21 protein-coding genes are annotated in these 24,362 nt (G+C 44.2%); 8 read left to right on the forward strand and 13 right to left on the reverse strand.

Translation table 11 applies throughout. The features are described 5' to 3' along the window. Window positions 1-12 precede the first annotated feature (12 nt). The 4 genes from queG to FRX57_RS02295 all read right to left on the reverse strand — a co-directional run bounded on the left by queG (window position 13) and on the right by FRX57_RS02295 (window position 5,064). Window positions 13-1,143, reverse strand: coding sequence for a tRNA epoxyqueuosine(34) reductase QueG (gene queG, locus FRX57_RS02280; RefSeq protein ID WP_146566219.1), 1,131 nt, complete (start codon window positions 1,141-1,143; stop codon window positions 13-15). 120 nt (window positions 1,144-1,263) lie between these two features. Then, on the reverse strand, window positions 1,264-3,948 hold the full coding sequence (locus FRX57_RS02285; RefSeq protein ID WP_146566222.1) for a cation-translocating P-type ATPase: 2,685 nt from the start codon (window positions 3,946-3,948) through the stop codon (window positions 1,264-1,266). Window positions 3,949-4,142: 194 nt separating this feature from the next. Further along, a complete protein-coding gene (locus FRX57_RS02290; RefSeq protein ID WP_146566224.1) occupies window positions 4,143-4,658 on the reverse strand; it encodes an HdeD family acid-resistance protein in 516 nt (171 codons plus the stop codon). Between the two features lie 16 nt (window positions 4,659-4,674). Then, window positions 4,675-5,064, reverse strand: a complete 390-nt coding sequence (locus tag FRX57_RS02295; RefSeq protein ID WP_146566226.1) for a YwiB family protein — start codon at window positions 5,062-5,064, stop codon at window positions 4,675-4,677. A 100-nt stretch (window positions 5,065-5,164) separates the two neighbouring features. Between FRX57_RS02295 and FRX57_RS02300 the strand changes: the two genes are divergently transcribed. From FRX57_RS02300 to FRX57_RS02320, 5 genes are all read left to right on the forward strand, one after another. Beyond that, a complete protein-coding gene (locus tag FRX57_RS02300; protein WP_146566228.1) occupies window positions 5,165-6,448 on the forward strand; it encodes an HD domain-containing protein in 1,284 nt (427 codons plus the stop codon). Between the two features lie 90 nt (window positions 6,449-6,538). Next, window positions 6,539-7,348, forward strand: a complete 810-nt coding sequence (gene yidA / locus FRX57_RS02305) for a sugar-phosphatase (protein WP_146566230.1) — start codon at window positions 6,539-6,541, stop codon at window positions 7,346-7,348. Further along, window positions 7,349-8,566, forward strand: coding sequence for an aminoacyltransferase (locus FRX57_RS02310; protein ID WP_146566232.1), 1,218 nt, complete (start codon window positions 7,349-7,351; stop codon window positions 8,564-8,566). Next, window positions 8,566-9,801: an aminoacyltransferase gene (locus tag FRX57_RS02315; protein ID WP_146566234.1), complete on the forward strand. Its 1,236-nt coding sequence runs from the start codon at window positions 8,566-8,568 to the stop codon at window positions 9,799-9,801. The genes FRX57_RS02310 and FRX57_RS02315 overlap by 1 nt, the downstream gene beginning before the upstream one ends. 6 nt (window positions 9,802-9,807) lie before the next feature. Beyond that, entirely contained in the window at window positions 9,808-11,037 is a 1,230-nt protein-coding gene (locus FRX57_RS02320) for an aminoacyltransferase (RefSeq protein ID WP_146566236.1), read from the forward strand. Window positions 11,038-11,124: 87 nt separating this feature from the next. On the opposite strand, the gene tpiA is transcribed toward FRX57_RS02320, so the two are convergent. The 6 genes from tpiA to FRX57_RS02350 all read right to left on the reverse strand — a co-directional run bounded on the left by tpiA (window position 11,125) and on the right by FRX57_RS02350 (window position 18,952). Continuing rightward, complete coding sequence (tpiA, locus tag FRX57_RS02325; RefSeq protein WP_146566238.1) at window positions 11,125-11,883, reverse strand: triose-phosphate isomerase; 759 nt, start codon at window positions 11,881-11,883, stop codon at window positions 11,125-11,127. A gap of 141 nt (window positions 11,884-12,024) precedes the next feature. Continuing rightward, window positions 12,025-12,732 carry an MIP/aquaporin family protein gene (locus tag FRX57_RS02330; protein WP_146566240.1) on the reverse strand — a complete coding sequence of 236 codons (708 nt, stop codon included), beginning with the start codon at window positions 12,730-12,732 and terminating at the stop codon, window positions 12,025-12,027. 18 nt (window positions 12,733-12,750) lie between these two features. Continuing rightward, complete coding sequence (gene glpO / locus FRX57_RS02335; RefSeq protein ID WP_146566242.1) at window positions 12,751-14,568, reverse strand: type 1 glycerol-3-phosphate oxidase; 1,818 nt, start codon at window positions 14,566-14,568, stop codon at window positions 12,751-12,753. A 12-nt stretch (window positions 14,569-14,580) separates the two neighbouring features. Further along, window positions 14,581-16,089, reverse strand: coding sequence for a glycerol kinase GlpK (glpK, locus tag FRX57_RS02340; RefSeq protein ID WP_146566244.1), 1,509 nt, complete (start codon window positions 16,087-16,089; stop codon window positions 14,581-14,583). 113 nt (window positions 16,090-16,202) lie between these two features. Continuing rightward, window positions 16,203-17,642 carry an AcpB/EbpR/MafR family transcriptional regulator gene (locus FRX57_RS02345; protein ID WP_146566246.1) on the reverse strand — a complete coding sequence of 480 codons (1,440 nt, stop codon included), beginning with the start codon at window positions 17,640-17,642 and terminating at the stop codon, window positions 16,203-16,205. Beyond that, window positions 17,642-18,952, reverse strand: a complete 1,311-nt coding sequence (locus FRX57_RS02350) for an FAD-dependent oxidoreductase (RefSeq protein WP_146566248.1) — start codon at window positions 18,950-18,952, stop codon at window positions 17,642-17,644. The genes FRX57_RS02345 and FRX57_RS02350 overlap by 1 nt, the downstream gene beginning before the upstream one ends. Before the next feature lie 231 nt (window positions 18,953-19,183). Here FRX57_RS02350 and mnmE point away from each other — a divergent pair, with 231 nt between their 5' ends. After that, entirely contained in the window at window positions 19,184-20,551 is a 1,368-nt protein-coding gene (gene mnmE / locus FRX57_RS02355) for a tRNA uridine-5-carboxymethylaminomethyl(34) synthesis GTPase MnmE (RefSeq protein WP_146566700.1), read from the forward strand. A gap of 139 nt (window positions 20,552-20,690) precedes the next feature. Here the strand turns inward: mnmE and dhaM are convergent, their stop codons facing one another. Genes dhaM through dhaK form a run of 3 tightly spaced genes read right to left on the reverse strand, consistent with a single transcriptional unit; the run spans window position 20,691 to window position 22,643 of the window. Continuing rightward, window positions 20,691-21,065: a dihydroxyacetone kinase phosphoryl donor subunit DhaM gene (gene dhaM / locus FRX57_RS02360; RefSeq protein WP_146566250.1), complete on the reverse strand. Its 375-nt coding sequence runs from the start codon at window positions 21,063-21,065 to the stop codon at window positions 20,691-20,693. Beyond that, window positions 21,058-21,639, reverse strand: coding sequence for a dihydroxyacetone kinase subunit DhaL (gene dhaL, locus FRX57_RS02365; protein ID WP_146566252.1), 582 nt, complete (start codon window positions 21,637-21,639; stop codon window positions 21,058-21,060). The genes dhaM and dhaL overlap by 8 nt, the downstream gene beginning before the upstream one ends. Before the next feature lie 14 nt (window positions 21,640-21,653). Then, window positions 21,654-22,643, reverse strand: coding sequence for a dihydroxyacetone kinase subunit DhaK (gene dhaK, locus FRX57_RS02370; RefSeq protein ID WP_146566254.1), 990 nt, complete (start codon window positions 22,641-22,643; stop codon window positions 21,654-21,656). Window positions 22,644-22,805: 162 nt separating this feature from the next. Between dhaK and dhaS the strand changes: the two genes are divergently transcribed. Together dhaS and dhaQ are read left to right on the forward strand one after the other, a co-directional pair. Next, window positions 22,806-23,339 (forward strand): dihydroxyacetone kinase transcriptional activator DhaS, encoded by a 534-nt coding sequence (gene dhaS / locus FRX57_RS02375; RefSeq protein ID WP_146566256.1) that lies wholly within the window; start codon window positions 22,806-22,808, stop codon window positions 23,337-23,339. 10 nt (window positions 23,340-23,349) lie between these two features. After that, a complete protein-coding gene (gene dhaQ / locus FRX57_RS02380) occupies window positions 23,350-24,342 on the forward strand; it encodes a DhaKLM operon coactivator DhaQ (RefSeq protein ID WP_146566258.1) in 993 nt (330 codons plus the stop codon). Window positions 24,343-24,362 lie beyond the last annotated feature (20 nt).

The raw sequence follows: 24,362 nt of genomic DNA on the forward strand, positions 1-24,362 counted from the left end.
TATTTTAGCACATTATGCCAAAACCTGCCATTTTTTAAGCAAGCGTTCCTTCTCCGTCAAGATGTCTTCATGGTCTGAAGACAAGTCCCTAATCAGTTCAATCAGGTCTTCCGAAGGTTGCCGAACGATTTCTCCCAAGGCCCAGATAGCCGTCGCCACATGAATGGGATTTTGTTTTTTTTCAATAATTTCCAAGAGCTTGATAATGGCAGAGCGGTCGTGGGCATTGGCCAGTGCGATAATGGCATTACGTTGCAGGATATTTTTCCCTCGCCAAGCCCCTGCAATCATGCCAAATTTTTCTTTGAAGGTTTTATTACTTAATTCCAAAAATGGTAAGAGTTCTGGGTGAGCAAGTTCCGGGTCAATCTCACTGGCTAAGGGGTTATTTATCCCCTTGTTGTAGGGACAGCAAATCTGACAAATGTCACAACCATAGATGACGGTCTTGATTTTTTTGCGAAATTCCAAATCCATCATGCCCTTATCTTGAGTTTGAAAGGACAGGCAACGCTTGGCATTCATGGTTCCGTCACCGTTGAGACAAGAGGTGGGGCAAGCGTCCAAACACCTGCGACAATCACCACAATCATAATCTACTGGCTGGTCAGGTTCAATTTCTAGGTTTGTAATCAGCTCACCTAGATACATGTAGGAACCGTATTCTTTGGAAATCACCAGACCATTTTTTCCAATAAAACCAATACCGGCCCGCCTAGCTACCGCCGTATCAACCAGGGCACCCGTATCGACCATGGCCTTATGTTCCAAGGGAAAATCTGCACACAATTCCTCGATTCCCCTTGCTAAGCGATTGAGCTTGTCCTGCAAGACATGGTGGTAATCAATCCCCCAACTGTTGGGCGTAAATTTCCCCCGCTTGTAATCGGATTTTTGCGGAGGGATGGGTAACTTATTGGGATAGGCAACCGCAATCGAAATGATGGTCTTGGCACTGGCCAGCGACAGTTTAGGATCAATCCGTTCTTCAATGTTCTTATGTTCAAAACCTGAGTTGGTGCCATTTTCATAGGCTAAGCGTAGCGATTTCTCCAAATAGGCAAAATCATCCGCTGTGGTAAAGCCAATTTTTGAAATCCCAATCTCCTTGGCTAATTGTTGAATGTCTTCCTTGATGCTCATACTACTATCTTAAAAGAAAAAGAAGAATAGTGCAAGGCGGTCGCTTAAATTAGGAGAAGAATTTTAGCCAGCCAAAGACAAAACCCCTAGCCTAAGCCAGGAGTTTTTAAATTAATATGGTTAGATAGCATTCTTATCTAATCCTAGTTTGCGTTGGAAAGCCTTAACCAACTCAACAATAACAATCATCAAGAAGCCACCGATAAGAACCACCAACCACTGGGTCAGACTCAAAGTTGTCACGTGGAAATAATTCTTAAATCCTGGCACTACAAGAGTTGCTGCCAACAAGATAGCGGCAATGACAATAGACCAGTTAAAGAGTTTGTTCTTGAAGGCACCAACAGTTAGGACTGATTGGTAAACAGACTTAACGTTGAAGGCATGGAAGAGTTGGATTGAGCCTAGGGTTGCATAGGCCATGGTCAAGGCATCCGCATGGATTTCCTTGTAAGTACTATGCTCAGGAAAGGCAAGGGCAAAGCCATAAACGCCCAGCACCAGAATTGTTTGAAGTACCCCTTGGTAAAGGATAGAGCTCATGACACCACCTGAGAAGAAGCTTGACTTACGGCCACGAGGTTTGTGGGTCATGACACCAGGCTCAGCTGGTTCAACACCCAGAGCAATGGCTGGTAGGGTGTCTGTTACCAGATTAATCCAAAGCAGATGAACAGGAGCCAACACGTCCCAACCAAACAAGGTCGCAAAGAAAATTGTAAAGACTTCGGCCATATTGGCAGATAGCAAATACTGGATGGTTTTTTGAATGTTAGAGAAGACCTTACGTCCTTCTTCAACCGCTACAATGATGGTCGCAAAGTTATCGTCGGCAAGGACCATATCAGAAGCTCCCTTGGATACTTCTGTACCAGTAATCCCCATACCGATACCAATGTCCGCTGTTTTCAGAGATGGGGCGTCGTTAACCCCATCACCGGTCATGGCAACGACCTTACCGTCATTTTGCCAAGCCTTAACGATACGGACCTTATGCTCAGGTGATACACGGGCATAGACAGAATACTGCTTGAAGACCTTTTGGAATTCTTCATCGGTCAATTCATTAAGTTCGGCACCCGTAAAGACATGGTCTTCCTTGTCATTAGGGTCGATAATCCCCAAGCGTTTGGCAATAGCTTCCGCGGTATCTTGGTGGTCACCAGTGATCATGATTGGACGGATACCAGCTTCTTTAGCCACACGAACAGCTTCCGCAGCTTCTGGACGTTCTGGGTCAATCATGCCGACTAAACCAGCAAAAATCAGGTCATTTTCCACAATGCTAGTTTCAAGTGTTGGCACCGTATCCACATACTTGTAAGCCATCATCAAGACACGAAGGGCTTGCTTGGCCATCGATTTATTGATGGCAAGGATGGCTTCCTTGTCTTCTGCTGTAATCTCACGCACTTGACCATTGATTTCAAGGTGACGAACACGTTTGAGCAATTGGTCAGGAGCTCCCTTAACCGCAACGAAGAATGTTCCGTCAGCTTGTTTGTGAATGGTTGACATCAGCTTACGCGTTGAGTCAAACGGTAATTCTGCCACGCGTGGTTCTGCTTCTAAAACATCACGCACATCAAAATGATGATCCAAACCAAACTGAACCAAGGCTGTCTCAGTTGGGTCACCAATCAATTTACCTGATGGGTCAATCTTGGTATCATTGGCAAAATTCATGACGCGCAAGGTATTGTTATCAGCTGCTAGGTCTGCGCTTGACGGTAAAAGCTCACCGTTGGTATAAATTTTTTCAACGGTCATCTGATTCATGGTCAAGGTACCCGTTTTATCAGAAGCGATGATTTCCGTTGCTCCTAGGGTTTCAACTGCCGGCAACTTACGGATAATGGCATTACGCTTGGCCAATACTTGAGTTCCCAAGGATAGAACAACTGTTACGATGGCTGGTAGCCCTTCTGGAATGGCAGCTACCGCCAAGGCCACAGCCGTCATCAAGCTTTTCAATGGCGCAACCCCTTGGACAAAGACACCAACGATAAAGGTAACAACCGCAATCCCAAGCACCAAATAAGTCAAAACCTTAGACAATTGGTGCAGGTTTTGTTTCAAAGGCGTATCTGTCTCATCGGCATTTTGCAACATGGTCGCAATGTGACCAACCTCAGTGAACATCCCTGTATTAGTGACCACACCAAGACCACGACCATAGGTTACGTTGGAATTTTGATAGGCCATGTTGACCCGGTCACCGATACCAGCATCATCAGCAATAATAGCTTCGTGGAATTTATCAACGGGAACTGATTCTCCAGTCAAGGCTGCCTCTTCAATTTTCAGAGAATTTGATTCCAACAAACGCATATCAGCAGGCACAACATCACCGGCTTCCAACATGACAATGTCGCCAGGAACCAATTTCTTAGAATCCACCTCAATCACATGACCATCACGACGGACACGAGCTAGGGGACTAGACATGGATTTAAGGGCATTGATGGCTTCTTCGGCCTTACCTTCTTGATAAACCCCAAAGGCAGCATTGAGGACAACTACAGCCATGATAATCAGTGAATCAGCCCACTCCTCACCGTGTGAGGCAATGACTGAGACAACCGCGGCTGCAATCAAAATGATAATCATCAAATCCTTGAACTGGTCGAGGAATTTGGCCAAGAGCGACCGTTTCTCCCCTTCTGCCAATTCGTTTAGACCATACTCGTCCAAGCGTTTCTTGGCCTCGCTATTGGTCAGACCCTCCTTGGTCACCCCCAAGGCTTGCAAAACATCATCTTGATGTTTGGTGTAAAACAACTCTTTATTTTGTTCTTTGGACAAAATAAAACTCCTCTCTAGCGATCTTTTTCCATAGAAAAAGACCTGTTTATTTTCTAAACAAGTCTTGCTGTTTAAGACAAGGCCGGAAATTTCTTTCGGCTTGACGACCTTGTCACGGTAATACCGTCGCTACTCCCTTGATTTCCCTTCTATTTTACACAAAATCTAGAAAATTAACAAGGATTTTTATTCATTTAAGAAAGGCGAACCAAACGAATAAAGACGATAAAGCATTCAATGCCCTTATAAATCATGGTAAAGGCGACAAGATATGCTAAAAAGAGGGCGCTAAAGAGGGGATGCCCCAGTAGGACAAGACCCAGAGCCAATGAAAAACCACCCAACCAGACCAGGTAGTGGCCCGTATCAAAATGATGTTTTAAACTAAGTCCAGCAAAAATCCGACACAGACCAATCACGACCAACCAATAGGCCAAGATTGTTGGCACAATAAAGAGGCGTTGGACCAAAGGACCACATAAAAAGAAGATACCAAAACCTAAACTGACCAAGGCATGGATAAGTTCCCAAATGCTACGACCAGTTTTATCGGAACGAAGATAGGCCACAAGCTCTGCCAGGCCCAAACCGAAAAGGTTAAGAGCAAATAGCCAGGTCAGCCCCAACAAACTCCCCAAAGGTCTATATAACAAAAAAACACCTGTAAAAATAAACAATAGACTGGCCACTAAGGCTAATTTCTTAAACATTATTTCTCCTTTATCCTTATTTCTCAAACCATTTAATGGTTAATTCATAACTAGCAAAAACCTCCTTAGCTTCTGCAAAAGGCAACAAATCATAGGCCAAAAATAAGTCATTTTGCCCTAGTACAAACTGCTTGGTCCGAGTCACCAACCCTTGATTTCCCAAGGGACTAGGAATCCTTGCTAGAGCTAAGTCATCAACCTGAAATCTCATGACCGTCTGAGGACTGGCAAAACGGGTCATGGTTAACTCCTGTGCATTAAATTTAAGGACAACCTTCTCCTGTTCCTCATTGTGGTAGATCAGATAGGTATAGTCTCCCTTGTCTCTCATTTGAGCTGCATGCACTTCATGAAAAAGTTCTGCCTGCCCATCAACAAGAATTTTATTTCTAATCTCAACTTTCATCTTTTTCCCTTTCTCTCAGCCTATTTTATCAGGAATTCTCCAATCTTTCAAGCCTGGTTTCTTCTTATAATTTTCTTATTTTTTTGTTATAATGAGGGGTATGAAAGAAAAAATATTTCGCGACCCTGTCCACCAGCAAATCCCCGTATCAGACCAGGTCATCTACGACCTCATCAACACTCCAGAATTTCAACGTCTCAGACGCATTAAGCAACTAGGAACGACTGGCTTTACCTTCCACGGTGGTGAACACAGCCGGTTTTCTCATTGTTTGGGGGTGTATGAACTCGCTCGGCAAATCACCAACCTCTTTACCGATAAGTACCCCGATATTTGGCAGGTAGAAGACAATCTACTCACTATGGTGGCCGCCCTTTTGCATGACATTGGCCATGGGGCCTACTCTCACACCTTTGAGGGACTCTTTGGTACTGATCATGAAGCTTTTACCCAAGAAATCATCACCAATCCTCAAACCAATGTGCATCACATTTTGAGTAAGGTGGCTCCTGACTTTCCTGATAAGGTTGCTAGCGTCATCAATCACAGTTACCCCAATAAGCAGGTGGTTCAACTGATTTCTAGCCAGATTGACTGCGACCGCATGGACTACCTCCTACGAGACTCTTATTTTACCGGTGTTCAATATGGTCAATTTGACCTAGCTAGAATTTTATCCAGTATTCGGCCCATAAAAAATGGCATTGCCTTTACCTATGGTGGGTATCATGCCGTAGAGGACTACCTACTCAGCCGTTACCAAATGTACATGCAGGTTTATTTCCACCCTGCCAGCCGGGCCATGGAAGTTTTGCTCAAAAATCTTTTAAAACGTGCTCAGCACCTCTATCCCAAACATGTCGCCTTTTTTGAAAAAGAATCGTCTAGATTGATTCCTTTTTTTGAAAATAACTATCAACTAGATGACTACCTTCGATTGGACGATAGCGTGCTCAATGCCTATTTCCAAGCCTGGACTGAAAGTCACGATCCCATTCTAGCTGATTTAGCTAGCCGGTTTATCAACCGAAAAATCTTTAAATCCGTCACCTTCTCAGACGCTTCCAAAGCTAATCTGGGGCAATTAGAAAAAGAGATTCAGGCTGTAGGCTATGAGCCAACCTACTACACCGCCATCAATACTAGTTTTGATTTACCTTATGATATCTACCGCCCGGATAGCGCCAATCCACGAACTCAGATTGACATTATCCAGGCCAATGGCCACCTCTTAGAACTCTCCCATCAATCTCCTTTGGTCGCTACGCTTATGGGGACCTTCCATGGAGATCAACGCTTCTATTTCCCCAAAGAAATGCTGTTACCCGATGACCTCTTCAGGGCCACCAAAGAAAACTTTTTGGCAGAACTAGAGAAAATGTAAGAACTGATTGCTAAACATGACAAATCCCTATAATTTTAGTAAGATAGTAAATGGAATTTTTCAAGAAAAAACAATAAAGGATTGATTAAAATGCCTGTAAAACTGATCGCCGTTGATATTGACGGCACCCTTATCACCAGTCAAAAAGAAATCACACCAGAAGTCTTTGAAGCTGTTCAAGAAGCCAAAGCTGCTGGCATCAAGGTCGTCATTACCACTGGACGTCCTATCGCTGGCGTTACCCATCTCCTTGAAAAACTCAAGCTCACTGAAAGAGGGGACTACGTCATCACCTTTAACGGGGCCCTGGTCCAAGATGTGGCTAGTCAAGAAGACTTGGTCAAAGAAACCCTCTCTTACGATGACTATCTGGCTTTAGAATTTTTAGCCCGCAAGCTTGGCGTCCACATGCACGCCATCACCAAAGAAGGGATTTACACTGCCAACCGTAACATTGGCAAATACACCGTCCATGAGGCTCAACTGGTCAATATGCCTGTTTTCTACCGCACGCCCGAAGAAATGGCGGATAAGGAAATTGTTAAAATCATGTTTATTGACGAACCAGAGCTACTAGACCAAGCCATTGCACAAATTCCTGCGGAATTTTACGACAACTATACCTTGGTTAAATCTCAACCTTTTTATCTGGAAGTGGTGGCTAAAACCGTCAGCAAGGGCAATGCTATCATTCATCTGGCTGACAAGCTGGGGATTGATATGGCTGACACCATGGCTATTGGCGATGAGGAAAATGATCGTGCCATGCTAGAAGTCGTTGCCACCCCTGTTGTGATGGAAAATGGCAATCCTGAATTGAAAAAGATTGCTAAATACATTACCAAATCAAATGATGACTCTGGCGTTGCCTACGCCATTAGAAAGTGGGGCCTTAACTAAATGTATTCATACAAAGTCGGAATTTCAGCTGAGGAACATGACCTCTTTGTTGAAAATCATCCCCAGGCCAACCTACTTCAAAGTTCAAAATGGGCTCAAATCAAGGATAGTTGGGGAAATGAACGTATTGGAGTCTACCAAGACAATCAGCTAGTTGCCGCTGCTGCTATCCTTATCAAGCCCCTCCCACTTGGTTTTACCATGTTCTATATTCCTCGTGGCCCTATTATGGACTATAGCAACCAAGACTTAGTGGCCTTTGTTATCAAATCCCTCAAGGAACTTGGTCGCAAACACCGAGCAATTTTTATTAAAATTGACCCTTCTCTTCATCTCAAGGCAAATCCAGTCAACGAAGAAACAGAAGAAAATCCTCTCACTCTGAGTCAAGTTGAGCACCTAACTAGCCTAGGGCTAGATTGGTCGGGTCGCACCATGCAGCTAGCAGAAACGATTCAACCACGTTTTCAAGCCAACCTCTATGCGACGGACTACCGTTTGGAACATCTGCCTAAAAAGATACGTCAGGCCATCCGAACAGCAAAAAATAAAGGGGTGTCCATTAGCTTTGGTCATTTGGAATTGGTTGACGACTTTGCCAAATTAATGGCTAAAACAGAAGATCGTAAGCATATCCATCTCCGCAATAAGGATTACTACACGAAACTCTTAACCACTTATGGTGACCAGGCCTATATTACGATGGCAACCCTTGATCTTGACGAAAAAGAAAACCTCTTAAAAGCTGCCCTAACCAAGTCCGAAAATGATTTGGCCAAGTACAGTCAAATGGCCAACCAATCGCGCATCAAAAATCTCCAAGCCGAGATTCAACGTCTCCAAAAAGAACTAGACAGTATCAAGCAAGCCCGTACCCAAGGAAATCGTGTGCTACCTTTGGCCGCTACCTTATCGATTAACTTTGGCAAGACCTCTGAAAATCTCTATGCTGGGATGGATGAAGCCTACCGAAGTTACAATGCCCCCCTCCTCACTTGGTATGAAACCGCCCAACACGCCTTTGATATGGGCATTGACTGGCAAAACATGGGCGGGATTGAAAATGACTTGTCTGGAGGACTTTATCAATTTAAGTCCAAACTTAATCCTGTCATTGAAGAATTTGTCGGAGAATTCAACATCCCTGTTAATCCCCTACTTTACAAATTAGCTATGTTAGCCTATGATTGGCGAAAAAAATTAAGGAGCAAACACTAATGACCTTAACCACTCTGACGCAAGAGCAATTTCTAAATCACATTAGTCAGGTCAAGGAAAAATCTTTCCTTCAATCACCAGAAATGGCAACTCTCCTGACCAAACGAGGCTATCAAGTCAGCTTTATCGGCTTAGAAAAAGAAGGGCAGATTAGCGTCTCAGCCCTTCTTTATACCCTTCCCATGACGGGTGGTTTACACATGGAAATCAATGGCGGACCTGTCACGGAGAATCTTGACCATTTGGGAGAATTTTACCAAGAACTACAGACTTATGCCAAGAAAAATGGTGCCTTAGAGCTGATTATCAAACCCAGTCAGACCTACCAATATTTTGATAGCGAGGGTAACCCCACCAGTCCTGAGCAGCCCAAATTAATTGAAACCCTCACTCATTTGGGCTATCAGCATGATGGTCTTAAAACTGGCTATCCTGGTGGTGAGCCTGATTGGCACTATGTCAAAGATCTCTCCCAACTAACCCCTGAACAACTGATTCCATCCTTCAGTAAAAAAGGGCGCCCCTTGATAAAAAAAGTCAAAACCTTTGGCATCAAGATTCGCCCCTTGGAACGTCATGAACTCCACATTTTCAAGGACATCACCGCCTCAACCTCTGACCGGAGAGATTATAGCGACAAATCCCTTGACTACTATCAAGATTTCTATGACAGTTTTGGGGCAAATTGTGAGTTTATGGTAGCTAGCCTAAATTTCCAAGACTATCTCAACAATCTCCAACTCGAATACCAAACCCTTGACGATAAGATTAACCAAGTTGAGCAGGACTTAGCGGTTAACCCCGACTCAGCCAAAAAGAAAAAGGAACGCCAACAACTCGTCAAACAAGCCGAAACCCTCATCACTCGGCAAGAAGAAGCCCAAGACTTTATTAGCAAATATGGTCAAGATGATGTGATTTTGGCAGGTAGTCTCTTTATTTACACCCCCCAAGAAAGCGTCTATCTCTTTAGCGGTTCCTACACTGAGTTCAATAAATTCTATGCCCCAGCCGTCTTGCAAGAATACGTCATGCTTGAAAGTCTCAAAAGAGGTATTCCCTTCTATAATTTCCTCGGTATCACAGGGCAATTTGATCACTCTGACGGTGTTCTCCGTTTCAAGCAAAATTTTAACGGCTATATTGTTCGTAAAATGGGGACCTTCCGCTATTACCCCAAGCCATTAAAACACAAAACCATTCAACTTATCAAAGCATTACTCAACAGAAAGTAATTCCTCATGTATCTAGATATTATCACTCCCAATCAATTTGACCAGTTTGTTCAGACGGTCAACGAAGCTAGCTTTGAACAAACCAGTCAGATGATGGGACTCTTAACAGACCGGGGCTATCAAACCTATGCCTTAGCCCTTTTCGACCAAAATCATCAGATTCAAGTTGCTGCCATTCTCTTCGGCCAAGCAGTTGCTGGTGGTCTACGGATGGAAATTCACTACGGGCCTATTTACAATGACCGGAGTTTCCTCAAGGATTTTTTGATTGAATTAAAAGATTTTGCCAAAAAACAAGCTGTCATTGAACTGGAAATCAAGCCCTACGATACCTATCAAAGGTTTAACGACCAGGGCCAAGCAACTAGTGAAGAAGACCTTGAATTACTTGACATTTTTCAAGCAGCAGGCTTTCAATATGGGGGCCTAACCTCAGGGTTTGAAACCAGCGATTGGCATTATATTAAGGATCTCTCTGGTCTGACCCCAACTAATTTACTGAAATCATTTAGTAAAAAAGGCCGCCCCTTGGTAAAAAAAGCCCACACCTTTGGGATCACATTACGGGCCCTCCAACGCGAAGAATTAGCCATTTTTCAAGACATTGTAGATCGCACGTCCGATCGGCGTGGCTATGCCGCTAAAAATTTGGAATACTATCAATTCTTCTATGATCGTTTTGCGGAAAATTGTGAATTTATGGTGGCTAGTTTGAATTTTTCCAACTACCTATCAAACTTAAAAGCTGATCAGGAAAAACTCGCCAAGCAAATCCAAAACTTACAAGATGACCTAGTCATTAATCCCAATTCGACAAAAAAACAAAATCAACTTCGTGAGCTCAGTAGCCAGTTTGAAACCTTCACTGTCCGCCAGACAGAGGCTCAAGAATTGATTGAACAATACGGGCAAGAAGATGTGATTCTAGCAGGGAGTCTCTTTGTTTACAAGCCTCAAGAATCAGTCTATCTCTTTAGTGGCTCCTACACTGAATTCAATAAGTTCTATGCTCCCGCCTTGTTGCAAGAATACGTCATGCTTGAAAGCCTCAAGCGAGGCATCACCAGATATAATTTACTAGGCTTTTCTGGTGACTTCTCTGGTAAGGATGGTATTTTGCGTTTCAAACAAAATTTCAATGGCCATGTGGAACGAAAACCTGGTAGTTTTTACTATTATCCCAAACCTCTAAAATACAAGGCTATTCAATTCATGAAAAAAGTCTTAAATCGCTAAACAAAGCAATCTCCCTAGTTCATTAGGGAGATTCTTACTTACTAGACAAAAAATAGACCCTCCCTGTGGAAGGTCTATTTTTTGTGATTATTTTACTGCTGCTAGCAATTCTAGGAAGCTTGCTGGTTCAAGAGAAGCACCGCCAACAAGGGCACCGTCAACGTCTGGACAAGCCATGTACTCAGCAATGTTAGCTGGATTTACAGAACCACCGTATTGCACACGAACCTTATCAGCCACTTCTTGACCAAAGTCAGCGACAACGACATCACGAACTGCCTTACACATGGTTTGAGCGTCATCTTTGGTTGCTGATTTACCTGTACCGATTGCCCAGATTGGCTCATAAGCGATAACTGATGCTGCCACTTGCTCAGCTGTCAAGCCTTTAAGAGCTGCTGATACTTGAGCACCAACAAACTCAACTGCCTTGCCAGCCTCGTAAGTTTCCAATGACTCACCACAACAGATGATTGGTGTCAAGCCATTACGGAAAATGGCATGAGCTTTTTTATTGATGTCCTCATCTGTTTCGTGGAAATAGTCACGACGCTCTGAGTGACCAATAATAACATAATCAGCACCTAGGTCAGCCAAAACTTTTGGTGATGTTTCACCCGTAAAGGCACCCGCATCTTCAAAATAACAGTTTTGTGCAGCAACTTTCAAAGCACTTCCACTTGCTTGGAATTTCACACCATTCAAAAGCACTGCTGACGCTCCGATAACAGACTCAACCACTTCTTCAGAAGGGAGTTGCCCTTTCACCTCTTCAACAAAAGCCATAGCTTCTTGAACATTCTTGTTCATTTTCCAGTTTCCTGCAATGATTGGTTTACGTGACATTTCACATACCTCTTCTATTTTTATTTAATTAATTACCAGTTCTATTCTACCATAAATCTATCCTATATTAAAGATTTTCCCCTAATATTTTTCCATTTGTCATAAAAAGTTCCTAGATAGTACTCTAGGAACCATGAGATATTACATCATATTATAAACGATAACCGCCAAAACAGCTCCAATAAATGGACCAAGTACTGGAATCCAAGCGTAGCCCCAGTCAGAGTCGCCCTTGCCTTTGAGTGGTAAGATAGCGTGCATCAAACGAGGCCCCAAGTCACGAGCCGGATTAAGCGCGTAACCAGTTGTTCCACCCAAGGACAAGCCTAAGCCCCAGATGGTAAAGGCCACACAAAGCGTTTCCAAACCATTGGCCATATCGTAAAAACCAAAGCTCAAAATCGCCAACAAGAGGACAAAGGTGCCGAGAATTTCACTGAGAAGATTGGCGCCTGTGTTACGGATGGCTGGACCTGTTGCAAAGGTTGCTAGCATGCCAGCTGGGTCATTGCTGGCTTCTTCATAGTGGGGTTTATGCATCAACCAGACCAGACTTGTCCCTAACATGGCACCCAAGAATTGAGCCACTGTATAGGCGACAAAGGTTGCCCAAGTGATGTCCCCCTTAACGGCGAAGGCTAGAGAGACTGCTGGATTGAGGTGGGCTGGCCCCCAATTTCCTGAGATGTAGGCTGCTACCATAACCGCAAAAGCCCAGCCTGCTGTGATGACAATCCAACCAGCATTATTATTTTTTGTTTTGGGAAGAACCACACCGGCCACGACACCGTTGCCCAGCAAGACCAAGAGGGCTGTTCCTAAAAATTCTGCAAATACATCATTTCCCATTCTTGATAGACCTCCTTTTTATTTGAGATGGGTTAAATCATTTTCCTGCATGGCCAACTCTAACTGCTCAGCCATTGCTGTTTTTTCTGCTTCTGACCAAGCATAATAGTTGGCCATTTCTGCCAAGACAGGCTCAACCAAGTCTGTCATCTTCTCCCGCATAAAGAGCATGTAATTGGTCCGACGAAGGAAGAAATCAACTGGACTTAGAGCCATCTCATACCGCATGGCATAGTGAAGTGACAAGGTTTCCGACAAGGTCAAGCCTGGAGCTTGTGCCACTGTTTCGGCCAAGGCATAGACTTTAGGGGCATTTGAACCATAGAGATTGGCATGATAACGGGCTTCTTCCGGGCTAAGGCCCTTGACAATTCCCAGTTGGGCATAGACTTCTAGCTCCTTGTCAACATTGGCAGAATTGAGTTCGCCACCAGATACAGGGTAGGTTTCTGAATGAACCAGTTTGAACTGGCGACCATGTTCTGCCTTTAAGATATCCAAAATCATCTCCATAGCTCCCTTGGCCATCTTACGATAATCTGTAATCTTGCCACCGGCCAAGGTAATGAGACCATTATCATCACGTTCCAGACTAGAACCACGAGAAACTGCCGAAGGGTCTAAAACCTTTTCAGACAGGCTTCCTTCTAAATGCGTCACTGCTGCTTCCACATCTGCCCGTGTCTTTTCGTCTGCCAAATAATCCTTGACCGTTGCCACCAGCTGGTCAAAACTCTCATCGGTCATCTTACCACTATTGCCACCATTATAGTCAGAGGCACTATTGCCTGATAAGAGAGGCCTTAGGCCTGCCCAAGCACTTTCAATATCATCCAGGGTCAACTGAGCTTCTGGGAAACGGTTATTAACAATAGCTAGCAGATAGTCCACATCTTCCTGAGTGACCCGAGGATTTGCCAAATCTCCCTGATAATCCGTATCTGTGGTACCGAAATAGGTCTTGCCCTCACGTGGCAGAACAAAAATCATCCGACCATCATTGAGTCCTGTGTCAAAATAAACGGGCTGAGGAACCTGCAAACGACTCTGGTCAACCACCAGATGGACCCCCTTGGTTGGCCGAATTTGACGGACCTCCCTAGCAGTTGAGAGATTTCGCACTTCATCACTCCATGGGCCTGTGGTGTTGATGACTAGACGGGCCTTAATCTGGACTAACTCATCACTTAGTAGGTCTCTAGCAACCACACCCGCTACCTTGTCGTTTTCATAAAGAAAGTCTTCAACCTTAACATGGTTGGCAATCAAGGCACCATCCCGATTGGCACGTTTGATATTTTCAATGACCAGACGAGCGTCATTATTACGATAATCCAAGTAAACCCCGCCACCAAGCAGACCTTCCGGCTTGAGATGAGGTAAACGTTCCAAAACCTCCTCACGGCTGAGGACACGATTGGCTAAGGGAGTGTTATTAACATTGGCCAACAGATCATACAAATCCATGGCTACCTTGAGGCGGAAAAGGCTAAAAGTTGAGCCCTCTTCCTCATAAACAGGCAAGAGCATGGGGTCTGGTTTGGGAATATGGGGAGCAATCCGCTGAACAACTGCCCGCTCAGAAACCGTATCAGCTACCACCTCAACGTCAAATTGCTTCAAATAACGCAAACCACCATGAACCAACTTGGTTGAGCGACTGCTAGTTCCCTGAGCAAAATCCTGCATTTCCAAAAGCCCTGTGTCAAGACCGCTGGCTGCTGCTTGCAGGGCAACACCTGCTCCTGTAATTCCCCCTCCAATAATCAGCAAGTCCAAGGTGCGGTCTTGCATTTTTTGTAGGGCTAATTGACGGGTTGTTTTTGAAAATTCCATTATTGTCCTCCCTTAATCTTCCTCGGCAAAGACTTGAGTGGCCTTAACAGCCTTCTTCCAGCCCTTATAGAGCTGTTCCTTACGCGAATCGTTCATGCTTGGTGTGAAGAGTTCTCCCGTTTCATTCAAGGCCTTGAGTTCGTCCATATCTTTCCAGTAACCCACTGACAAACCGGCCAAGAAGGCTGCTCCCAAGGCTGTTGTTTCAAGGTTTTTCGCACGCGCAATATCAATGCCTAAAATATCTGACTGGAACTGCATGAGGAAACTGTTCATGGCCGCTCCGCCATCAACCTTCAAGACCTGAATATCAATACCAGAATCTACCCGCATGGTATCAATAACATCACGAACTTGGTAAGCAATCGATTGTAGGGTTGCCTTGACAAAATCTTCCTTGCTGGTACCACGGGTCAAACCAAAGACTGACCCACGAGCTTCTGAGTTCCAGTAAGGGGCTCCTAGACCTGTGAAGGCTGGGACCACATAGACCTCATCATCACTGGCTGACTTGCAGGCCAATTCTTCCGACTCAGGTGAGGTGTGAACCATGCGAAGACCATCACGGAGCCATTGGACTGCACTTCCTGCAATAAAGATTGATCCTTCCAAGGCATAGTAAACCTTGCCATTGATGCCATAGCCGATAGTCGTCAAAAGCTTATTGTCCGAAATCTGCATGTTCTCACCAGTATTCATGACGATAAATGACCCTGTACCATAGGTATTTTTGACCATACCTGGTTCAAAGGCTAACTGGCCAAACAAGGCCGCCTGCTGGTCACCTGCCATTCCTGAAATCGGTACTTGACCACCGTAAAAATGAAATGGTGCAGTATGGCCATAAACCTCTGAGTTAGACTTGACTTCTGGCAACATGGCCTTAGGAATATTGAGAATGTCTAAAATCTCCTCATCCCATTTGAGTTCTTCAATATTGTAAAGCATGGTCCGAGCGGCATTGGAATAGTCGGTCACATGAGCCTGACCATCAGTTAATTTCCAAACCAACCAAGTATCGATGGTTCCAAAGAGCAATTCTCCTTTTTCTGCCCGCTCCTGAGCCCCCTCAACATGGTCCAAAATCCAACGCACCTTGGTTGCAGAGAAATAAGCATCAATGACCAGACCTGTTTTCTTGTGGAAAAGTTCCTCATAGCCATCTTTTTTCAGCTGATCTGCCAAATGGGCTGTCTGACGCGACTGCCAGACAATGGCATTATAAATCGGTAACCCTGTTTCCTTATCCCAAACCACGGTCGTTTCCCGTTGATTGGTAATCCCAATGGCCTCAATTTGTGACGGCTTAATCCCACTTTCAATAAAGGCACCTGCAATAACAGATTGAACTGAATTCCAAATTTCATTAGCATTGTGCTCTACCCAACCTGCCTGTGGAAAAATCTGAGTAAATTCCTTTTGGCTGGCACTAACCTTCTCGCCCTTTTTATTGAAAATGATGGCCCGCGAACTTGTTGTTCCTTGGTCAATGGCCATAATGTATTTTTCTTCTGTCGTCATGTCAAGACCTCCTTGTATTTTTTGTTTACGCTTTCATTGTAACAAAAATTCCTCCTGGTTAGCTATCATCTTTTTTTCAGGATTGATAAAATCATGAGAGCCTCCCAAAAACCTCAATCCAATTTCTTACTCTCTTGCAGTTTCTGGATCCAATCTCCAAGCCTTTCTTTGTCAATCAGTTGGAGGGGACCAGATAAACGATAGATAGGACAGGAAACTTGTTCAAGGTAGCCTTGACTCAAAATTAAACCATCATAGGCCTGTCCTGACTGATAAGGGAGCAAGTCAATCAAAGGATTTCCTCCCAATTCTTCATCTAGACCAGCTTTAAGCAAATCCAACATCATTTGTCCCTCTTCCATAGCCAAACCTATTGTTAAACGCTGACGAATTGGCCGTTTCAAATAGACTAGCAAGCCTAAAAAGTTCCAACGGTAATAGGTAAGAGCCTCTCCATCACCAAACTGCTCAGAAAAAAGGCTTCTTGCCAAATCAACATGCTCTTTTTCAACCAATCCCTGAAAATAAGCCCCTTCAAGTTGGTATTCATCCGGAAAAGTCCACAAAAACCCTTGGAAAAAGTAAGCTTGATGAAAAAGCTTCCCCAAAACATCATTGACCATCTGAGGCAGGGGAAACCCACAAAGTTTCTTTTCTCGTAAACACTGAATAGCCTGAGTCAGCTGTTCTGCCACTGGCCCACCAAACCCCAACAAAAAACTCATGGTATGGGGAGGCAAAATTGCCATCGAAACTAAAAAAGCAAAGAGGGAATGCGCCTCAATCTCATCCAATTCTACCGCATAGCGACTAAAATAACGAAGACAAGCTTTTTCTAATCGCTGAAAGAAGATATTATCCCGATAAGGATCCAAAAGAGCTGCCAAGGTCCGACCATCCTTTCTCAGATTGGACCAGCGTTGATGGCTAATGGCCAGCCATAAGCCTAGCGATTGACGATTTAAGGCTGTCAACTCTGACTGACACAAACGTTCAACCAGTTGCACTTCTTTCTGCACCGACAAGTGCTCGACTTCTTGCCTAATCTCCACCACTGACCATGTCTGGCGATATAAAAGCCAATAAAGATAACGAATTTGATGCTCTGGCCCCTGCCAGTGACCGTTATAAATGCTAATATGAAATTCCGCCAAGATATCATTTAGACCAGCCAAATGGCGATGGAGGGTAGCCTCACTAATCAACAGTTGCTGAGCTAGCTCCTGGATGGTAAAAGACGGCTTACGAAAGAGGTAATTTAAAATTTGGTACTTAATCGCCGGTGTCAAAAACCCCCTTAGAAGCTTGGACCACTCCAAATCAGCTGGTAATCTCAATTCACAAAGGTCTTCCTTCAACAATAGACTGACTCCCTGAGTTGACAATTCAAAGCTTTCTTGCAACAAGGCCAAATACTTCCGAATGGTTGAGCGAGATAAACCAACTTCCTGTGCCAAAGCCTTGATACTGACTGCCTGCCCTGCACCCCTTAGATAACACAATATCCGATAAGCACCTGCCTCAGTCTTTTCCATCAAATTAATAATTTGCATTAAGCACCTCTTTGATCTAAGCTTTTCAATAACAACTGGTGCAAATGGTAGAAAATCTCCCCTTCTCCTGCTGTAAATAAAAAATCTTGAAAAGCTAATTGCTCATCTATTGCCTGTTCAGCCATTGCATAGACCAAGGGCTGAAAGATGGCACTACAATCCCCTTTTGACAAGGCTTGCGCCCCTAGTATTTGTCCTGTCTCACTAGCAACAATCAATCTCAAATAAATGGGAGTTGGATTGGCCAAAGAAAAAGGAGCTTGATAATCGACAATAGAGATATCTTGATATAAATCGGCTTCTTCTGCCGTTAATCCTAGACTTGTCCGATACCAACCATACTGACAACTTGATACCGGACGAACAGAAAGAGGGAGTTCATAACGAGGTTGAGTTAGGTTATAGGCGACCAGCTCCCCCGTCTTTAAAGCACTATTAGCTAAGGGCATATAGGTCATATTATCCTTGGCCAGTAAGGGAAGCGATATCAGGTCTCCCACCGCCCAAATGGCTGGTAGAACTGTCTGCAAATAAGCATCTACCTGAACGGTTTGATCTAGGGCTAAAATAGGCAAATCTTGTAAAAGTTTGGTATTAGGTCGCAGACCAGCACAAAGCATAACCACATCAACCGCTATGCGTTGTCTCGCAGTTACCAAGACCAAACCTTCAGTTCCTAACTCAATAGCCTGTACCCGTTCCCCACAAAAAATCCTTATCTTTTCGGTCTCCATTGTCTCCACCAAAGGCGTTAAGAAAGAAGTATCAAAACATTTAAAATCTAAACTCGGATTCGCCTCAAAAAGGTAGACCTCTTTTCCCATCGCCAAATAGGTCTCACTCGCCTCAATCCCAATCTGACCACCGCCAATGATCGCCACTCGATTAGCCGCTGCTAAAGCTTCTTGTTTGCTCTCAATATCTTGGTCATCCTTGCAACCAAATACTCCTTCTAATTCGCTTCCCCGAATATAATGGGATTTCTGGGTTGACCCCATCGCTAAAATCAAATGATCATAGCATCGACTGCTTCCATTAGCCAAGATCAAACGCTTAGATTCCGGTAAAATCTTAACCACTTCAGTAGCTAGACTAAGCTTAATACCTACTGCCAAAAGCAGCTCCTCAGAAAAGAAGTGCTTGCTCCAGCCCTGCTTTTTCCCTGTCAAAGACCAATTCAAGGCATTAGGAACTGTCGGTAGCTGGGACCGGCTTTCCAAAACCTCAATATCAGCTTCTGGATAAAGTTGTCTTGCCTTAACCGCAGCAGATAAGCCTGCAAATGAGGCACCTATGATAAGAATCTTCACCTTCTATCTCCTCCTAGCATATCAAAAAGAGTTAGTCACCTTTACTATATCAGAAAGCGTTTTAAAAATAAAGAATCAAGATTAAGCAAGACAATATCCCTATTTCAAAATCTTGGACCAAACATGATATAATAGAGATTAAGCTAAAGCAAGTATTTTCCCCAATCCATACTAGAATCTGGGGCAAAAGCAGTAGAAACCTTGTAACATAAGGAGTTAAGATAGCATATGATGATCACAAAAGAATTTGATACCATTGCAGCCATTGCCACCCCTCTAGGGGAAGGGGCTATCGGCATTGTCCGTCTCTCAGGCACAGAGGCCATCAGCATTGCTCGTAGCATTTTTAAGGGCAAGGACTTGGAGAAGGTAGCCTCCCATACCATTAACTATGGCCATCTTGTTGAACAGAATCAAGTCCTTGATGAAGTCATGGTCAGTGTCATGCGTTCCCCTAGAACCTTTACTCGTGAAGATGTTGTCGAAATCAACACCCACGGTGGGCTGGCGGTGACCAATGAAATCTTGCAGTTGGTTATCAGACAGGGAGCTCGACTGGCAGAGCCAGGAGAATTTACCAAACGGGCCTTTCTCAATGGTCGCGTGGACTTAACTCAGGCAGAAGCCATTATGGACCTGATTCGAGCTAAGACCGACAAGGCCATGGCAATCGCCATCAACCAATTGGACGGCTCCCTTTCTGACCTGATTAACCAAACTCGCCAAGAAATTCTCAACACGCTAGCACAGGTGGAAGTTAATATTGATTATCCCGAATACGACGATGTGGAAGAAATGACCACTGCCCTGCTACGAGAGAAGACCCTAGAATTTGAGCAGCTTTTGACCCACTTGCTCAAAACAGCAAAACGCGGAAAAATTCTGCGAGAAGGCTTGGCCACTGCCATTATTGGCCGCCCCAATGTGGGAAAATCTAGCCTGCTCAATACCCTCTTACGCGAGGAAAAGGCCATCGTTACCGATATTGCGGGGACTACCCGTGATGTGATTGAAGAATATGTCAATATCAATGGGGTCCCGCTCAAGCTGATTGATACGGCTGGTATCCGTGAAACAGATGATATTGTCGAACAAATCGGTGTCGAACGTTCACGTAAAGCCCTCAAAGAAGCTGATTTGGTCCTTTTGGTGCTGAACAGTTCTGAGCCACTGACTGAACAAGACCGAGAATTATTAACCCTCAGTCAAGACAGCAATCGCATTATCCTGCTCAACAAAACAGATCTACCAGAAAAGATTGAACGTGACCAACTTCCTGCTGATGTCTTGAACATCTCTGTCTTAGCCAATCAAAATATCCATTTGATTGAAGAGAAGATTAACCAACTCTTCTTTGACAATGCTGGCATCGTGGAACAGGATGCCACCTACCTATCTAATGCTCGCCACATCAGCCTGATTGAACAAGCTGTCGAGAGCCTACAAGCAGTCAATCAAGGTTTGGAAATGGGCATGCCAGTTGACCTGCTCCAGATTGACTTGACCCGCACTTGGGAAATTCTCGGACAAATCACTGGTGATGCTGCCCCAGATGAACTCATCACCCAACTCTTTAGCCAATTCTGCCTTGGTAAATAAAAAGAAACCCAGAATCAAGACCTATGATTCTGGGTTTCTTGGAGATTATAAAAAGAAAAGTTTTAGGATACTTATATTATGCTCCCAACATCTTAATTTTTCCTTAAATCCCCTGACAAAAGCCATCATTAACTAAGCCCTATTTTTCAATGGTCAAACTTGCTAATTGTGCCAAAATACTAGCCTTATCTGCCCCTGCTTGAATTAAGGCTGCTGCCGTATAAGCCCCTTCTACCAAAGGAACATTTTGAATAGTCAGGTCCTTATCCGATAAGTCCATGACCAGCTCCAAATTCATCCGTGCAGAACCCAAGTCATAAAAGGCCAGCAAGTCTGAACTAGAATTGGCTGCTACCGCCGCCTCAACCTGCTCAAAACTCGTCCCAATCTCACCATCAGGCAAACCGCCAACATAAGTGAGGGCAACATCTTTTGCCACTTCCTTGATTAAATCAACCAAACCCTGGGCTAACAATTGCGAATGAGAGACAATCACCAATCCTAGCTTAGTCATCCAAGCCACCTACTTCCACCAAGGCTTGAAAAAGCAAGGCTGAAGAATAAGCCCCCGGATCAAGATGGCCTAGTGACCGTTCACCCACATAAGAAGCCCGACCCTTGCTTGCCACCAAATCCTTGGTTTTTTCAGCATAAGCCTGAATAGCTTCTACCTTTAGCAGGCCAGCTTGTAGGTCTGCTACTACTGGCGTCCAGACATCCACCATGGTCTTTTCCCCAGGATTAGCCTTCCCACGTTTGATAATCATCTCCAAGCCCGCCTGTAAACACTCAACCAATCGCTCATCATCTGCCACTTTACTCATGCCGATAAAAGCAGAGCCGTAGAGAGGACCAGAAGCTCCACCAACCTTGCTCAAGAGCTGCATCCCAACGGTTTTAAAAATATGACTGGCTTGCTGATAGGACTTGCCTGCCAATTCCTCCATCACTGCTGCCATGCCTCTGGCCATATTGCCCCCATGATCACCATCTCCGATTGGGGTATCTAGCTCACTCAGGTAGTCTTTATTAGCTTGAATTTTATCATTAAACAGGGTCATCCAAGCCAGTACCTTATCTGCTTTCATGCGTTTAACCTCCCTTACCAAGCTACTGTCTTGACTGGACTGTTCAAGGCCTCTAACCACCTATCATCTGCTAGTCTAATCAGAGTCAATGATAGACCTGCCATATCAATTGCAGTCATGTAATTACCCAATTTTTTATAGGCCACGTCAATCCCGTGTTCAGCTAATAAGGCGGCTACATCATTAGCAAAAACATATTGCTCCATTAAAGGCGTTGCCCCCAAACCATTGATTAACAGACCAAAAGACTGACCAGGCTGGGCCTCAAAATTGTTTAAGAGTTTGTCAACCAGCTCCTTAGCCAAGGTGGCTGAAGCCTGCATTTTTTCCTTACGATATCCGGGTTCCCCATGAATCCCAACCCCATATTCAAATTCATCGTCAGGCAAAACAAAACCAGGTTTCCCAACCTCGGGCACGGTCGCTCCTGACAAGGCCAGACCAATGGTTTTAATCTCCTGAACCAAGTCATCTGCCAATTCCTTGATGTCACTTAAGGACTTACCAGCCCGTGCCGCATGTCCTAAAATCTTATGAACAAGGATAGTCCCTGCCACACCGCGACGCCCCTGAGTATAGAGACTATCTTCCACGGCAATATCATCATCAACAATGACGCTAGCCACTTCAATCCCTTCCATCTCTGCCAATTCTTGGGCCATTTCAAAATTCATGATGTCTCCTGAATAATTTTTGATAATCATAAAGACACCGGCCCCTTCATCAGCTGCCTTGATGGCTTCAAGAATTTGATCTGGCGTTGGTGAGGTAAACACTGCCCCACAAATCGCAGCAGACAACATGCCCTCACCGACAAAACCAGCATGTGCAGGTTCATGTCCTGAGCCTCCACCAGAAATCAAGGCCACCTTGCCTGCCTTAGCTACCTTTCGGACCAAGACATCATAGCCTTCCAATCGTTCCACTAAATCATCATGGACGAAAGCAATCCCTTCAATCATTTCATTGACCACATCAACTGGATTATTGATAATTTTTTTCATCAGAGACCTCCTTAAATGTAACTTATTTGACACTGCCATTATAGACTGATTGGGCTTAAAAAGTAAGGGACAGATTAGCTAATCTGTCCCTTTTTCTAGTTTTTTAGTAAAAATCAAGCCACATTTTGCTATCATAGGATTAGGAAAGTTTGGAGGATTATTATGACATCATCCCTCATCACCAAAAAACGTATTGCCAAGGCCTTCAAAAATCTCTTGGAAAATCAAGACTTTGATAAGGTGTCTGTTGTTGATATCATGAAACTGGCAAACATTCGCCGCCAGACCTTTTACAATCATTTTCTTGACAAGTATCAATTGATGGACTGGATTTTTGAAAATGACCTGCAAGAAAAAATTACGGATAATCTCGATTTTATTTCCGGCCGCCAACTGCTCAAAGAGCTCTTTCTCTATTTTGAAGAAGAACGGTATTTTTACCTGCAACTTTTTAATATCAAGGGACAAAATAATTTCTACGATTTTTTTATTGGCTACTGCCATACCGTTGTGGAAAAAATCATCCGAGAATATGCCTGTCCCATCCCACCCAGAAACCAATTTGATTTTCTAGCCTTCCATCAAGATTACCACGCCCATGCCTTAGCTGAAACCATCAAATCCTTTGTCCAAAAGCAAATTGACCGGCCTAATCCTGATTACTTTATCTATGAAATTAGCCATCGTAGCCACTAGGAGAAACACTATGACCTTTATCCATAACCGAAAAGAAGACCTTATTTCTGATTATTTAGCAGGCCTCATGGCGGCCTATCCCCATCTAGCCAAGCATCCTCAACTGCCCTTAGTTTATGACAAAAATAGGAACCAGACTCAGGTCCCTATTTTAGCTGGCGGTGGCAGTGGCCATGAACCCGCCCACATGGGCTTTGTTGGACGGGGCATGCTAACAGCGGCTATTTATGGGCCTATTTTCAGCCCACCAACGACTCAGGATATCTACCAGGCTATCCGCTTTTTGGATCAAGGCAAGGGGGTCTTTGTCATTGTTAAAAATTTTGAAGCTGATGTTAACAACTTCCGTCAGGCCATTTCCCAAGCTAAATCCGACGGTCATCAAGTCAAATACATCCTCTCCCACGACGATATTTCTATTGAGCCAGAAAAAAATTTTCAAATTCGTGGTCGAGGCTTGGCTGGAACCATTATCCTCCACAAAATTTTGGGACAACTAGCCGGTCAAGGAGCTGACTTGGACCAGCTAGAGCAGACTGGTTTTCAGCTAGCTACCCAGATTGCCACTATTGGCTTTGCAACCAAACCTGCTAGCCGTCCTCGAGCGGCTCTACCGCTTTTTGAACTAGCAGCTGAGACCATTTCTTATGGCATCGGCATTCACGGTGAAGATGGTTATCGAACGGTCCCTTTTGAACAATCAGAAAAGCTAGCCATTGAGGTCATCAATAAACTCAAGCTCCACTTCCACTGGAAAAAAGGGCAATCCTTTCTGCTCTTGGTCAACAATCTAGGCACAACAACCGACCTTGAAATGGGGATTTTTCTTAATGATCTCCAACAATTGCTGGAGATTGAAGAGTTAGACATCCCACTGATTAAAATGGGAAAATTCATGACCAGCCTTGACATGACAGGAATTTCAGTGACCCTCTGCCGACTAAGTGACCCCACTTGGTTGCCCCATCTCCAAGCCCAGACAGATGCCTTTGCTTGGTCATAAAATAGGATTGGCTCAATGCC

This window comes from Streptococcus cuniculipharyngis (assembly GCF_007859195.1).
Taxonomy (GTDB): Bacteria; Bacillota; Bacilli; order Lactobacillales; family Streptococcaceae; genus Streptococcus; species Streptococcus cuniculipharyngis.